The 14,703-nt window shown below is 52.1% G+C and carries 12 protein-coding genes and 1 pseudogene; 11 read left to right on the top strand and 2 right to left on the bottom strand.

Translation table 11 applies throughout. The features are described from left to right. The first annotated feature begins 421 nt into the window (after nt 1–421). From THISIDRAFT_RS10090 to THISIDRAFT_RS10040, 11 genes and pseudogenes are all read left to right on the top strand, one after another. Nucleotides 422–1,237, top strand: coding sequence for a BRO-N domain-containing protein (locus tag THISIDRAFT_RS10090; RefSeq protein ID WP_006788688.1), 816 nt, complete (start codon nt 422–424; stop codon nt 1,235–1,237). Nucleotides 1,238–1,732: 495 nt separating this feature from the next. Next, nucleotides 1,733–2,266, top strand: coding sequence for a prepilin-type N-terminal cleavage/methylation domain-containing protein (locus THISIDRAFT_RS15110; RefSeq protein WP_083824673.1), 534 nt, complete (start codon nt 1,733–1,735; stop codon nt 2,264–2,266). Between the two features lie 163 nt (nt 2,267–2,429). Then, a complete protein-coding gene (locus THISIDRAFT_RS10080; RefSeq protein ID WP_006788686.1) occupies nt 2,430–2,858 on the top strand; it encodes a type II secretion system protein in 429 nt (142 codons plus the stop codon). Continuing rightward, the gene (locus tag THISIDRAFT_RS14840) at nt 2,855–3,403 is read left to right on the top strand and encodes a GspH/FimT family pseudopilin (protein WP_006788685.1); all 549 of its coding nucleotides are present in this window, start codon (nt 2,855–2,857) and stop codon (nt 3,401–3,403) included. Before THISIDRAFT_RS10080 ends, THISIDRAFT_RS14840 begins: the two co-directional genes overlap by 4 nt. Further along, complete coding sequence (locus tag THISIDRAFT_RS10070) at nt 3,393–3,872, top strand: type IV pilus modification PilV family protein (protein WP_006788684.1); 480 nt, start codon at nt 3,393–3,395, stop codon at nt 3,870–3,872. The genes THISIDRAFT_RS14840 and THISIDRAFT_RS10070 overlap by 11 nt, the downstream gene beginning before the upstream one ends. A 6-nt stretch (nt 3,873–3,878) precedes the next feature. Continuing rightward, nucleotides 3,879–4,781, top strand: coding sequence for a PulJ/GspJ family protein (locus THISIDRAFT_RS10065; protein WP_006788683.1), 903 nt, complete (start codon nt 3,879–3,881; stop codon nt 4,779–4,781). Continuing rightward, nucleotides 4,778–5,206, top strand: coding sequence for a type IV pilus modification PilV family protein (locus THISIDRAFT_RS10060; RefSeq protein WP_006788682.1), 429 nt, complete (start codon nt 4,778–4,780; stop codon nt 5,204–5,206). Before THISIDRAFT_RS10065 ends, THISIDRAFT_RS10060 begins: the two co-directional genes overlap by 4 nt. A gap of 123 nt (nt 5,207–5,329) precedes the next feature. Beyond that, the gene (locus THISIDRAFT_RS10055; RefSeq protein WP_139064097.1) at nt 5,330–9,223 is read left to right on the top strand and encodes a DUF6701 domain-containing protein; all 3,894 of its coding nucleotides are present in this window, start codon (nt 5,330–5,332) and stop codon (nt 9,221–9,223) included. Nucleotides 9,224–10,436: 1,213 nt separating this feature from the next. After that, nucleotides 10,437–10,943, top strand: a complete 507-nt coding sequence (locus THISIDRAFT_RS15105; RefSeq protein ID WP_336245415.1) for a flagellin N-terminal helical domain-containing protein — start codon at nt 10,437–10,439, stop codon at nt 10,941–10,943. A gap of 1,513 nt (nt 10,944–12,456) precedes the next feature. Continuing rightward, nucleotides 12,457–12,780 (top strand): annotated as a pseudogene (locus tag THISIDRAFT_RS14830) (flagellin); the annotation flags it as partial. A 246-nt stretch (nt 12,781–13,026) separates the two neighbouring features. Then, on the top strand, nt 13,027–13,731 hold the full coding sequence (locus THISIDRAFT_RS10040) for an REP-associated tyrosine transposase (RefSeq protein ID WP_006788062.1): 705 nt from the start codon (nt 13,027–13,029) through the stop codon (nt 13,729–13,731). Nucleotides 13,732–13,813: 82 nt separating this feature from the next. Here the strand turns inward: THISIDRAFT_RS10040 and THISIDRAFT_RS10035 are convergent, their stop codons facing one another. Then, nucleotides 13,814–14,461 carry a DUF2887 domain-containing protein gene (locus THISIDRAFT_RS10035; protein WP_256439213.1) on the bottom strand — a complete coding sequence of 216 codons (648 nt, stop codon included), beginning with the start codon at nt 14,459–14,461 and terminating at the stop codon, nt 13,814–13,816. A 90-nt stretch (nt 14,462–14,551) separates the two neighbouring features. Beyond that, nucleotides 14,552–14,689: a hypothetical protein gene (locus THISIDRAFT_RS15395; RefSeq protein ID WP_418896144.1), complete on the bottom strand. Its 138-nt coding sequence runs from the start codon at nt 14,687–14,689 to the stop codon at nt 14,552–14,554. Nucleotides 14,690–14,703 lie beyond the last annotated feature (14 nt).

Raw genomic sequence — 14,703 nt, 5'->3', positions numbered from 1 at the left:
CTGAATCATCTCTAGTCGGTCAATTCTTTGTGACTCATCGTAATGTGCTCCTTCGTCATGCGTGCCCCTCCCGCTTAAATATAAAGGGGACATTTTAGAATGGGACGAAGGGGACATTACTGCTTTGGGCTAACACCGCGCTCCCAGGGCTTGTTTTATGCCAGCGGCGGGCGTAAAGTTACCCGGCGGCTGTCACACAGCCGCACGGGATTGACCTCCCTTTCATTGGCGGACACACGCCGCTTTTTATGCGGTTTTTTTGTGTCTGTTATCTTTCTGCGTGCTTCTCGCTCCATGCGGGCGGCTGTGTGCGGGCGTCTTCGGACGCGCCAGCCCAATGCCTGGTAGGCTAACCCATACAGTCGCCTGCGCCCTTTCGGGCTCAGGTTCTTTTTAGAACTGTTATGGAGTTAGTCGATCCATGTTAAATTCTGCGCATCTTTCCCTGATTCCCTTCCGTTTTGAGCTTTTTAACGTGCGTGTCGTCATCACGGATGGCGTTGCGTGGTTTGTCGCCAGAGACGTGGCGGCAGTGTTGGGTTACACCGATGCAGCGCAAGCTGTTCGTCAACATTGCAAAAGAGCTAAGTCATTGATTGACATAGATGCGTTAAAACAACGCATCTATACAAATCAAGCACTTAACCTCGATCATAAAACCAAGCTCATCCCCGAATCAGACGTTTACCGCCTGATCCTTCGCTCCAAACTCCCCAGCGCTGAACGCTTTCAGGATTGGGTCACAGAAGAAGTCCTCCCCACCATCCGCCAGACCGGCGCTTATCACAGCCCGACCGCAGACCCCCTCCCCGCCGATTTGCTCCGCGCTTATATCCATCTTACCGCCGTGAATCTGTACCTCACTCACCTGCCGTTGGATGCTCTCAGCAAACGCCAGTGGATTGAACACACCCTGGCCGAACTCGGAATAACCCCCCAAGACCTGCATCCACCGCCGCCACCGCCCCCAGCCCAACCCAGCGAACGGGATCTATTCACCTTAAGTGCCTTACTGTCTTTGCACCAGCAACGCCACAGCGTGCAAGTGGTCAACCGCGCCTTGGTGCGGCTAGGCTGGTTACAAGACATCCGCCGCGAAACCCCACGGGGTTTAAAACGGGTCAAGCAGTTGGTCGGCGAAGGCTTGTGTTATGGCAGAAACCAGCGCAACCAACCGCTGTACTACGCCGTGCAGTTTCCTGAACTACTGCGACGCATTAGCGGGTATCTGCGTTAAAAACCCTGGGAGCGCGGAGCACCAGCTCCGCACCGGGGGTGGGAGAGCTCCAGCTCTCCCTTAAATAAAGCTCTCCCTGTTTTTCTAAACGGAGCTGGAGCTCCGTTCCCCCGGTGCGTAGCTGGTGCTACGCGCTCCCAGGGTGCCGCCACAAGTTTGAAGCGACGGCTGGAAGCCGCCGCCACGGCGAACGCAGGATGAACTTATGCAGACCGCCTATGCCCAAAAAATACAGGCACCGGTGAAAAATGTGAGATAGCGCACATTTTTAAAGCGGCGCTGCCGTGTTAGAATAGGTCATGCAGCATGTTGTTTTTATGATAACTAAATGAAATACAGGAGTTTTGTTATTGAGCGATAGACTACATGAGTGATTTAAGCCCTGCAGGTCTGCCGGGCATGGTGGGTGATGCTATACCGCCCGCCCCCGCGCCGTGGCCTTGCGATACACCGCTAACCCAGCGGGATATTTTTTAAACCGGACATGAGTACAAGATGATGAAAAAGCAAACACAACAGGGTTTTACCCTGATTGAATTGGTGATCGTGATTGTGATTTTGGGAATCTTGGCGGCGATTGCCTTGCCTAGATTTGTCAATCTGCAACAAGAGGCCAGAGCGGCAACCATTGATGGAACCTATAATTCATTAAGGTCTGGTGTATTAATGGTTCAGGCCAAAGCAGCTATTGCGGGACTTAGTGGAGTAGATCAAGGATGTATTAATATTAGTACGGGTGCAACATGTGGTGGCACTGGAAGTACAGGTGATCCTAATGAAATTAGTGTTCGCTACGGATTTCCGCGTGCTGGGAATACTGGCATAAGGAGGGTCGCTGGTGGGGAGGGTGATAATCCTAGTAATACTTTATCTGAAAGATTTACTTTTACCTCAGGGGATGCTGCTGGTACAGCTACTTTTAGGCTTGATAATTTATCAGACTGCACTATAACTTACACCCCCCCGCAGACTGCTAATAGTAGTCCTACTTTTGTAAAGAATAATACTTGTTCTGGTTCTGGAAGTTAAATTTAATTCTGCAGATTTATCTAGAAGCATATAAATTTTTCTTTTAGTGTCGTTTATATGTTTGGCATGCCATGCCCTGCGGGATACTGTAATCTCACAGGGCATGGTACATCGATTTATTAGAGAGAGATACGCAGTCCGTTCAATCTAAAGGTCGTTATCCATGTCTGCTAGATCATCCGGTTTTACCCTGATTGAAGTCGTGATTGTGATTGTGCTGTTAGGGATTCTGACAGCGATGGTGATGCCGCGTTTTGTCAATCTAACGGGTGAGGCTCGGGATTCGGCATTGGATGCCACCGCAGCGGCAATTGGTGCGGCAATGGCGATGAATTATGCCAACTGTCGCATCAATCCGCTAAACCAGCAGCAATGCCAATGGGTAAACGGCTGTAATGCTGCCTCTGTTTTGCGCGTAATGAATGACGGTACCGTGATTGTTAGCGGTGAGGCAGCGATTCCGGCCAATGGCTACGCTGTCAGCGATGCTCCCGACAATAATGACGAATCTACCGAAAGGCGCTGCATTCTGACCAATCACACCGGCCAAACCCAGACGTTTACCGCTTTTATCGCTGAACCGTCACGATGAAACCACTCCGCCCGGTCATGCTCGCTCACCACTGCCGTGGCTTTTCGCTGATTGAGTTAGTCACAGTACTGATTTTGCTGGGCATTATCGCCGCGATTGCTGTGCCGCGTTTTGGCGGTGTTCAGCAATTTCGCGAATATGGCTATGCAGAGGAGTTAATCGCGGCCTTGCGTTATGCGCAACAAGTCGCCGTAGCACGCAACCAGCCCGTTATCATCGCCATCGAACCATCCGGGGTGCGTATCTGCCTGGCTAGCATTGAGAATGGTGATAATACCTGTCCCGCACCTAATGGAAATAGCGCACCGCATTATTTGCAAAATCCTGGCTCGGATCGACGCTGGGACGGCATCCAGGCCGGTCAGGCGCCGCCGGGTGTTAGCCTGTCTGTGTCTCCTTCAACACCATTAACATTTGCCTTCAACGGCTTAGGCGAACCCGTTCACTGGAATAACGATGCGTGGCAGGCCGTGTCTGCTCTGATGACCCTCACGGTAGGCACGCATACCCTCACCCTCGAAGCGCACACCGGCTATGTGTATTAAACCTCGCGCCACTGCAGGCTTTACCCTGATTGAGCTGATTATCAGCATTGTCATTCTCTCCATTGCCTTGGTCAGTATTATGGCAGTTTACACACGCGCTGTCCTCAACAGCGTAGATCCCATGCTGCAACAACAGGCCGTCGCCATTGCCGAGGCTTATATGGAAGAAATCAGCGGCTTGGGGACTGGTAAGGATAATAGTTGTACCGAAACATCAACAGGTACATCGAATCGCGGAAGTTGGCGGTATATTTTTGATTATAATGGATTATCTGAAGATGCTGGCCCCAAAACGATTCACGGAGAAACGATTGCTGAATTGGCTGACTACCGTGTCAGCGTAGAAATAGAACCATCGCCACTAAACGGCGTCCCCGGCTGCTGGATTCAGATCACAGTAACCCATGATCGTTTCAGCGCCATCGGCGTGGATTTGCAGGGCTTTCGTGCCTTGGATAATTTGGATTGACCTGACATGAAAAAAATCACGCCAGCGTTGATGACGCCACAACGCAGCACCGCCGAACAAGGATTCACCCTGATTGAGGTGATTATGGTGCTGATTTTAGTCGGGATTCTCAGCACCATCACCGTGCGCATCCTCAGTGCCCCGTTTCAGGCGTTTCAGGATCAGTCACGCCGTGCCACTTTGACCGCCGAGGCCGACCTGGCACTCACCCGCATGGTGCGCGAAATCCGCCTTGCCGTGCCCAACAGTGTGCGGGTGAGTAGCGACGGACAATATCTGGAATTTATCCCTACCATAGATGGCGGGCGCTATCGCTTCCATCACCCGGATGAAGAAACAACAAGTCCATACCGATTGAGTTGTGGGAGTGGCGCAACGCCAATAAGACAAACCTTTGAGGTACTCGGCGGCCTGTTGACCGGTCAGGCACGTCCAAATGACTATGTGATTGTTTATAACGCCTCAACCACCGGGACAGAGGCGAATGCCTATGCAGGTGGGGCTAATCCCACAGGCCAATCGCACAACCGCGCCCAGATCAACGCAATTAGCAGCAGCACCACGACGACGATAACCTTAACCCAGGCGCACCGCTTTCCCCGCTGTTCGGGCAGTCCAGAGCAACGCTTTCACATTGCCCCGCAATCCGGGCCGGTCACGTTTTATTGTCAGGGTGATAGCCTATACCGTATCACCGGCTACGGTTTTCAAGCTGATCAACCTACCTCAGCCACGGCTTTTGGCAGTGCGACCCCGCATCTATTGACGCAAAATGTTGCCGCGTGTGACTTTAGCTATGACCCCGGCACGCACGTTCGCAATGCCGTGGTCAGCCTGTCTCTCAGTTTGCAGCAGGCAGATGAATATGTGCGGCTGCTGTATCAAGCCCAGGTGGTGAACGTGCCATGATGCAACACCGACACGAACGCGGCATCTCCTTGCTTGCGGTTTTATTCTTTCTCATTGTTTTTGGCGCATTGGCTCTGGTCATCACCCAGATTACCGCCACCCAGCATTTAGGCAGTGCCTATGCCCAACAAGGCAAACAAGCCTGGTACGCCGCCCGTGCGGGGTTAGAATGGGGGCGTTATTATGTGCTTGATAATAAAGACTGCTCGACGGCATCGAATACCTCCCTGCAATTTGCCGGCTTTGCGGTCGTGGTAAGCTGTGAAATTACCGCAGATAATGTGCGCGAAGACAACAGAAGCTACAGACTCTTTAAACTGGAAAGCACCGCCACCCTAGAAGGCGGCGATGCCATCAGCGACATACAACGCATCGCCCGCATGAGCGTATGGGTTGATGTGACACCGGCGGCGCCGATACCTTAATAAAACGCCTCCCGGGAGCGTGGCGGCATCATCTTGATGCCGCACAAAAGCGACACCTGGAAGGTATCGCCACGACATGCGTCCGCTACGTGGCAACTTTTTAATGACCAAGAGAATATGATCGTGAATCGTTTACTTGCCATTCTTCTATTGATCCTGCTCTGCCTGCCAGGCACTGGTTGGGCTAGAGACTTCTGTTCACCTCACATCGGCAAGGCAACCATCAATGAGGTGTATGAACTAGGAAACGAGGAGTTTGTTGAAATAAAAAAAATTGTGCCTATGTCTGTATCTGATGCATACACTAACTGGAAAGTACAGGTTTGCTCTAAACAAGGTCAAAATTCTGTTTGTGAAACGCTTGATATACCAAGCACGCAAAATGGTAATTATATTGTTTTAAGTAGTAATAGAGTGGATTTGAGGCATAATTTCGGCATGGAAGTTTTGCTAAAAGATAGCAACGGCCTTGTAGTTGATTATTTGTCTGTTAATGGATATAAAGATAACGAACCCACTGCTGCCTGTTTAAGTCAATTACTTTACGACTGGAAAGCTACTACTACCTCGCAGTCAAAAGGCATTCACCGTCTTCCGGATGGTACGGGGAGCTGGCAACAGTTCGGTACCCCTGGGGCAACATACGACAATAGTAAAAACGACAGTAATGATGCATATTATGGAAATGAAGTATACGCCTTCATCAGTATACCCGATACAGTGGTATATCCCGGCCAGCCTGCTGTATTCACCTTAACCTTGCGTAACGAAGCTGGTGAGGTTGTATCTGTTCCAACGAATGAAACCCTCACGGTTCGCTACACCACGCTTGATGGCACAGCGACCGCGCCGACCCATTATACAAAGCCTGATGCTAATAGCTACGTTACTCTGCAAGAGGGAGCCTCAACCGCCACCTTCTCGATACCAACAACATCTCACGCAGAGCTGGGTAAGTATTTTTATCTCGTTGTCACCGACATCAGCGTTAATGATGGTTCATCCGTTATCCTCATGCAAGACAGCAAAAACTACGCAAAAGCAACTTTTGTTACAGCGCCACTTGAATTTAAAGGCGATCAATGTTTTATAGATGAATTTGATCGTGAGGCACTCGGTCAAAATTGGGTTGTCAGCAATAGCAGCCATGGCAATCCTGTTTTTCAAGATCCTACCATTAATGTCAATCGATTAAGATTAACAAATGCTGAAAAAAATATTGCAACAATGGCTACTTTGCAGCGTACATTCCCATTGGCGGGGAATTTTATCCAGATAGAATTTGATTACTATACTTATGATAAAGAATCTGGTGCGGATGGTGTCGCGGTTGTTTTATCAGATGCTGCAATCACGCCATCACCGGGTGGCTATGGTGGCTCGCTTGGTTATGCAAAACGGCATAATATTGGAGGATTTGCCGGAGGTTTTCTGGGCATTGGATTAGATACCCATGGTAATTATTCTAATCCGGTTGATGGCGGAAAAATAGGCGGCCCAGGTCAAAAAAAACACAGTGTTGCCTTGCGCGGTCCAGGCTCAGGAACATCCGGTTATATCTATCTAAGCGGAACTGAAACACTTGCCCCGAATTTAATAACTACGACTGGGCATCGCTACCGTGTCACTTTGGATAGTCGGCAAGATGGAAAATATTGGGTGACCTTGGAACGAGATACTACAGGTAATAATTATGAAATTATCATCTCACCAGTGGACTTGCTGACCGTTTCTTCTGATTATACAACGCCAGAGAATTTAATCTTGAGCCTGACAGGATCTACAGGAGGCGCCGTCAATTTTCATGAAATAGATAATCTGCGTTTATGTGCTAACAACATTAAACCAATTGCACCTGATCTTGACCACATCCGTCTTGAGCACGCTACTCAAGGGCTGACGTGCGAAGCGGAGACGGTGACGGTTAAGGCGTGTGCGGATGCAAACTGTACTGAACTGTATGAAGGCGAGGTGACTGTTCAACTAGGCTTTGACGGTAATCCAGACGGGGCTTCGTGGGAATCTTCGTCAATCACCTTTTCAGGTGGGCAAGGTGAGGCAAAATTGCGCATGACACAGCTTGGTGAGGTGACGCTTAAGGTTGAGAGTGCAACAGATCAATTCGTTTGCGTTAGCGGCAATGAAACCACAGATTGCACGATAGAGTTTGCGGATGTCGGGGTGCGTATTGGCCGTTTTACTGATAACGATTTTGATGGTGGTATTCTAACGCAGATTGCGGGTAAGCCTTCTAACCAAGGGTGGGAGCGCTCTGACCTTTATGTGCAAGTAATACGCAAAGATGATAATACCGGGGCTTGTGTCGCTGCTGTAGCGGGTACTCAAAACGTTCGCTTTAGCTATTCAATACCTGAACCCAAAACTCAAGGCTTGGTTAATAATGCCATAAAGATTCACCACCCCAGTGATTCAAACAGCTTCATTACACTCAACAGTTCATCAGATAGCAATTCGTTAGCACTTACTTTTGACAATGAGGATGGCAAAGCGCCCTTTTATTTTGTCTCTAACGATACGGGAAAATACCAACTGACCGCTTCATTGGACATTGGCGTGGGTGTAGCAGGTGAAGAAGAACCGCCAACCGTGACAGTAACGGGGCAGAGCAATTCATTTGTCGTGCGTCCTCTCGCGGTGTTTGTCGATGCGCCAGCCGACTCAGTTACTAAAACTAATCCTAAGGCAGTGGATCATAATGGAGGTGTCTTCACAAAAGCAGGGGAAGGTTTCGATCTCACATTTACCCCCGTGCGCTGGATGGCAAAAGCTGATGATGATGACAATGAGGATGGCATCTGGGATCAGTGCGGTAAGCCTGATTTCTCAGTTCAAGAAAATGCAAAAGCTCGTGTGCCGCGCTGGGATTTTCCCGGGCCACAACCTTCGTTGAGACTGCCCGAAGGTGGAAAGCCGGGCGACCTAAGCTATCCCGATAATAATGGCGCTTCTAGCGTCTCATTTGCTGATGAGAAACTAGAGACTACGGTTAAAGGCGTATCCTACAGCGAAGTAGGTATCATCCAGTTCTCAACGGGCGCTGATCCGGAAGATCCGGAATCAATCAACACCGTCGATTTCCTTGGAGAAGACGTTGCCGTCTGCTCACCCCATATCGGGCGTTTCATCCCGCATCATTTTCATATTGTTCCAGGCAGCGTCACCGGGGCGTGTGGTTCATTCACCTACTTTGGACAAGATGGCTTTATCACTGATTTCACCTTGCAAGCCCGTAATAAGCAGGAGGGTATAACCGAAAACTACACAGGTGATTTTGCAAAGCTTGGCTCGGAAGGTTGGTCAAAAGAAAACTTCGAAATTAATTTACCTGACGGATCGTCCCATGATCTAAGTTCAGATGTCGACTACCCTAAAGTCTCATGGGATAAAGGATCAGCTAAGGTTGAGGTTAAGCACCTGATCAGCCGCCCCAGTTCACCCACTGGGCCACTGCGCCTGACAATTCAAGCAAAGCCGCCGATAGACAGTGATAGTGTCACTACATCTGGACCCATGACCGTACATACTACAGGTAACGGCCCAGAGCTGCGCTATGGCCGTCTCACGATGGGAACCGGACACGCCCATCTGGAAACCGATCCTGTCGAGGTCACCGTCGAAGCGCAGTATTTCGACGGCACTCGCTGGGTATTAAACACCGCTGATAACTGCACTCATTTAGGTGCGCGTGATTTTCGTTTAAGCAATGATCAACAAGAGAATCAAACTGGATCAATCAGGGTGAGCGATAATGTCAACAGCATCAGCATATTAAAGGCGCACGACTGGGCTGGTGGAAAACAAACCCTGGAACTCAGCCCCCCCGGCGAAAACAATAGCGGCTTTGTCGATATCACGGCTCTGTTAAATGACAAACCTTGGCTGCAATACGACTGGGGCAGCGGTAATGTTGTCACCGACAACCCCACCGGTCGCGCCTCCTGGGGGTTGTATCGCGGCCATCCCAACGTCATTTATCTTCGCGAAATTTGGCGCTAACACACCGAGACCGCACAGCACCCGCAGCACCCTGGGACCGCGCAGCACCAGCTTGGTATTAAAAAACACCCCTCCTTTTCAAGGAGGGGCGGGGTGGTTATGTGTTTAAAAAACTCCCCTCCTTTTCAAGGAGGGGTGCCCCGTAGGGGCGGGGTGGTTATATGTTTAAAAACTCCCCTCCTTTTCAAGGAGGGGTGCCCCGCAGGGGCGGGGTGGTTCTGACTCCCCCTTGGCAGGGGGAGAGTTTTTACACCCGTAGCGCCGGGGTGGTTCCGTGTTTAAAAAACGCCCCTCCTTTTCAAGGAGGGGTGCCCCGTAGGGGCGGGGTGGTTATATGTTTAAAAACTCCCCTCCTTTTCAAGGAGGGGTGCCCCGCAGGGGCGGGGTGGTTCTGACTCCCCCTTGGCAGGGGGAGAGTTTTTACACCCGTAGGGGCGGGGTGGTTATAAAAGACTTAACACAAGACCCCCTCCCCGCAGCGCCGGGGTAGTTAACAGCACCCCGTCAAACATTGCCGCCTTGCCACCCCAAAAGCGGCAAATGCCGCCGTCTAATCCTGCCTCTTTCCACCAATAAACCCCCTCATCTCACTGAAAATACAGCAAAATCAAAATTGGCCCCGGAATTGCTTTAACAGGCGTGTACACCCCCCGGGAACGCGCAGCACCAGCTCCGCATAAAAAAGTAAAAACACAGCTTACTTAACCAACCCTCATAACCCAAATAGAAATAAGGAGCGATTAGCCCATGAAACAGCACAGACACCGTTAAGCAACCGGGAGCGCCCCTGGGACCGCGTAGCACCAGCTACGCATCGAGAAACCTGGGACCGCGTAGCACCAGCTACGCATAAAAACGGGACCGCGCAGCACCAGCTACGCATAAAAACGGGACCGCGCAGCACCAGCTACGCATAAAAACGGGACCGCGTAGCACCAGCTACGCATAAAAAACGGGACCGCGCAGCACCAGCTACGCATAAAAAACGGGACCGCGCAGCACCAGCTACGCATAAAAAACGGGACCGCGCAGCACCATCTGCGCATAAAAAACTATGCGTAGCAGGTGCTACGCGCTCCCAGGGCACTCCCAACAACCAAGCAACAAAAGCACCAACAGCACCAAACCAACCAAACCCAAACGACACAGGAGAGACATCATGTCTTCAACCGTCATCAACACCAACGTCATGTCACTCAACTCTTAGCACAACCTGAGAAAATCCGACAACTCCCTCGCCCAGAGCCTGCAACGGCTCTCCTCGGGGCTGCGCATCAACAGCGCCAAAGACCACGCCGCCGGGCTGGCCATCTCGGATCGCATGACCGCGATGATCAAAGGCAACGCCCAATCCATCCGCAACGCCAACGACGGCATCTCCATGGTCCAGACCGCCGAAGGCGCACTCAGCACCATCGGCAACGACCTCCAGCGCATGCGCGAACTCGCCGTCCAATCGGCCAACGACAGCAACACCGCGCTCGACCGCGAACGAATTCCAGCAACTCATCCGCGCCATCGGCCGCGTCGCCAACACCACCGACTTCAACACCCGCAAACTGCTCGACGGCACCCTGCAAAGCCAAGTCTTCCAGACCGGCGCCAACCAGGGCAACACCATCGCCACCACCTCCGTCGACGCCCGCAACACCCAACTCGGCTCCCGCCAGATACTGGGCACCGGTGGTGTCACCGAAGCACAGATGAAAAACGGCGTTGAAGAAATCAAAGGCAGCTTCACCATCAGCATCAGCCAGGTGCGCGGCCAAGAGGTCGTCCCCATTGAGCTGAAAATCGACTTAAGCGACCCCATCTTCAACCCCGACGTCAACGCCGAGGGCACCAAAGACGGCACCACCGGCCTCACCACCCTCGAAGACGTCACCCGCGTGGTCAACAACGCCATCCAGCGCGCCATCGCTGGCACCGAATCGCCCAACACCTTCAGCTACGGCGAAGGCACCATGAGCTTGGCCGACGCCCGCCTCAAACTGGCCCAGGCCAACGTCTCAGCCGCCACCGTCACCGAAAACAATGGCCAAAGCACCATCATCCTGCGCGGCGCCTTTGACTCGCAATTTGAACTGCGCATGGACGAAAGCCTGGAAATGTCACTCAAAGCCGGACGCGATATCGGTGAGCTTGAAATCACCAATCAGGCGGCTTTAAAAGGCACCTCGGTTACCGATACCACCGTCAAAGTGGCTGGTGCTGCCGTAAATTTCGCTGAGGACTTTGCGATAACTGAATATCTAATAGCTGCAGGAGCTGCCGATATCATTGGCGGTACTACACCTCTCAGCGTGGCGGCTAGTACGGTGAGTAGTGTCAGCGAACTACAAGCCGCACTAAATGCCCAATCAGCGGCTCGCGGTTTGGGTCTGGTCTTTGCGTTTAATAACGCGGGTACCGAACTCACGATCACCGACACCCAGGGGCGAGGGGTTGATGATGGGGTTACTCCCACTGTTACTGTTACAAATGGTGGTGTTGGTGGTGGTGGTTTCGATGATCCTGCACCAGCAGTAACCCTTGAAGGTGACTACGAAAGCAGCATTAAGACCCAAGCGTTGAATCCCCCGGTTAATATGACCGCCACTTTTACCGCCGGTGATCTGGGCACGCTGAAATTCGACCTGGCTGGGCAGACATTTGAGGTATCGTTGTATACTGCGGATTCTGTGGCTGATATTGACACGGCCATCAACAACGCCCTGACTGCAGCGGGAGCTCCCTGGGCGATTACCGATCTGGTAGCGGCCAACGATTCTGGCAACCTGAAACTTGAAGCCGCTTTGGGTCATAGCATCACCAATGTCAGCCTCACGGTGCCTTCCCGAGTTGACATCACGGGTTTAACAGCGACCTTTAATGATGGCGATGGGGAAAATATCTCTAACTTCTCTATTACCATCGGCGGTGAGCGCATCGACCTGGATCTGACAGATCCTGCTGTCACGCAGTTAGCCAACCAGCCAATTAACCAACCGGCAGGTTTGGGGCAGGCGATTCAGACGGCCTTGGCCACTTACAATCCAAATAATCTCACACCACCGCCTTTTGCGGATGTGGAAGTTCTTGTTGATACAACAACTGGCGCCATTGAGATTATCGATCCACAGGGCCGTAATATTGATGTTGCCCGCCTCTCCGGTCCAGAAACCATCAAGCTCTTTGATCATGAGCAATACGACAACGCGCTCAATGATCCAGCGGTTAATAACCCCTACGCCAGCGAACAGGTGAACCTCACCCAAATCAACGTCACCACCCGCTTTGACTCGATGATCGCGCTTAACATCATCGACGGCGCGCTCAACCAGATCTCCGACCTACGCTCCGAACTCGGCGCCGTGCAAAAACTCTTTGAAAGCGCCGTCGACAACCTCGGCACCTACAACGTCAACCTCTCCGCCGCCCGCTCGCGGATCCTCGACACCGACTTCGCCGCAGAAACCGCACAACTCACCCGTGCGCAAATCCTGCAACAAGCCGGCATCTCCACCCTCTCCCAGGCCAACGCCGGCCCACAATCCGTCCTAAGCCTGCTGCAATAGCAGACCAGGAGCGCACAGCACCAGCTTATCAGGAGCGCACAGCTCCAGCTGTGCACCGGGGGAACGGAGCACCAGCTCCGTTTATAAAAAAAGGGAGAGCTAGTGCTCTCCCACCCCCGGTGCGGAGCCAGAGCTCCGCGCTCCCGGCGAGCGCCGCGCTCCCAGGAGGCTAACGCTCCCGTCGTGGCGATTTTTGTTAAGGCAACCAAACGAGATTAAACACACCCAAAGGGGTTTAAACGCCATATGTCACCTTACAAAATTCCGCCAGAGCAAAGTCACTTAGGTTGGCATAACCGAGGATATCTACCTCATTATGATGCACATAAAAAATTTCAATTTATCACCTTTCGCCTTGCGGACTCCTTACCCCAAGAGATTTTTAAACGCATCGACGATGAAGTTAAAAAATCACCACCGTCATTGCAAAAAATAAACAAAAGCAAGGCGATTGAACGTTATATTGACCGTGGATATGGCTGTTGTGCACTGATACACCCGCGCATGGCCGAGTGTATGGAAAACAGCCTGCGACATTTCGACGCAGACCGTTATCACCTGATAGCCTGGTGCATTATGCCCAACCATATCCATGTTTTAATTGAGCAAATAGGACGACTCAGTTTAATCATCCAGTCATGGAAATCATTTACCGGACGCTTTGCCATGGAAAATAACGAAAAACTTGGCTTAAACATCCCAGGGCCAAGTTTTTGGATGCCGGATTACTGGGACCGTTACATTCGGGATGCAGACCATTTCAGGGATGTCATTCACTATATTCACTACAACCCGGTTAAAGCCGGTCTATGCCAAGAACCGTGGCACTGGCCTTGGTCCAGCGCCACCCTACCGGGAGCGCACAGCACCAGTTTATCAGGAGCGCACAGCACCAGCTGTGCACCGGGGGAACGGAGCTCCAGCTCCGTTTATAAAAAAAGGGAGAGCTAGAGCTCTCCCACCCCCGGTGCGGAGCTAGAGCTCCGCGCTCCGGCTAGGGCTCCGCGTTCCCAGAGGCGTCGCAGTTCATCCCTTAATGCGGCTGCCCCAAACGCAGCTTCTCAACCTCCGCCACCGACAAGCCCGTGCTCTGGGCAATCTGTTCATTCGTGAGTACCCCTAGCTTGAGCAGATTGAGAGCGGTCAGACGCCGGCCCTTTTGCAAGCCAATCTCCTCGCCTTCCTGCCGTCCTTCCTGCCGTCCTTCCTGCCGTCCTTCCTGCCGTCCTTCCTGCCGTCCTTCCTGCCGTCCTTCCTGCCGTCCTTCCTGCCGTCCTTCCTGTCGCCCCTTCTGCAAGCCTTGCTTTATTCCCTTCTCCATCCCCTTCTCCAGCCCTTTTTCCATCCCTCGGGCTAGTCCGCGTTTCTCTGCAATGGCCGCAATATCTTTGTAAAACTGCGTATCCTCCAAACGGACTTCATTGAGTTCATAAAGATTGAGCATGGCGTGTATCTCCTCAAGGCTAAGATGCGGTAAGCGATAGGCTAATACGGTTTCTATCAGGTTTAGGGTGTCTGCGCTTAGGTTTTCCGGTGTTTGGGTCAGGTGTTGGGCGACGCTGATGGTTTCTTGGACATCCCGGGCGCTGATGAGTTTGAGCAGTTGCCAGACCAAGCCGCTGTGTGGGTCAATGTCTTGATAGTCGCTCAGATACAGCCGCCGCACCTGTGGCATGTGCAGAAAGGGGGCAAAGTCTGCCCCGGGCAGGCATTCAACGCCCTGGGAGCGCGGAGCACCAGCTCCGCATCAAGGCCGTAGGCCTCGCGGGGTTTAAAAGATATGCGTAGCTGGTGCTACGCGCTCCCAGGAACTGGTCTGCTTGACCTCGACCGAGCTAAAGCGATACCCCGCCCCTGAATCAGACAGCCCCAGCAACTGCAAGGCAAAGGCGGGGTTTTGCAGAAACAGCCGATAAAACAGAG

Source organism: Thiorhodospira sibirica ATCC 700588 (genome assembly GCF_000227725.2).
GTDB classification, from domain to species: domain Bacteria; phylum Pseudomonadota; class Gammaproteobacteria; order Ectothiorhodospirales; family Ectothiorhodospiraceae; genus Thiorhodospira; species Thiorhodospira sibirica.
The sequence above is the reverse complement of the archived record's forward strand: the minus strand, read 5'-3'. Positions and strand labels throughout refer to the sequence as shown.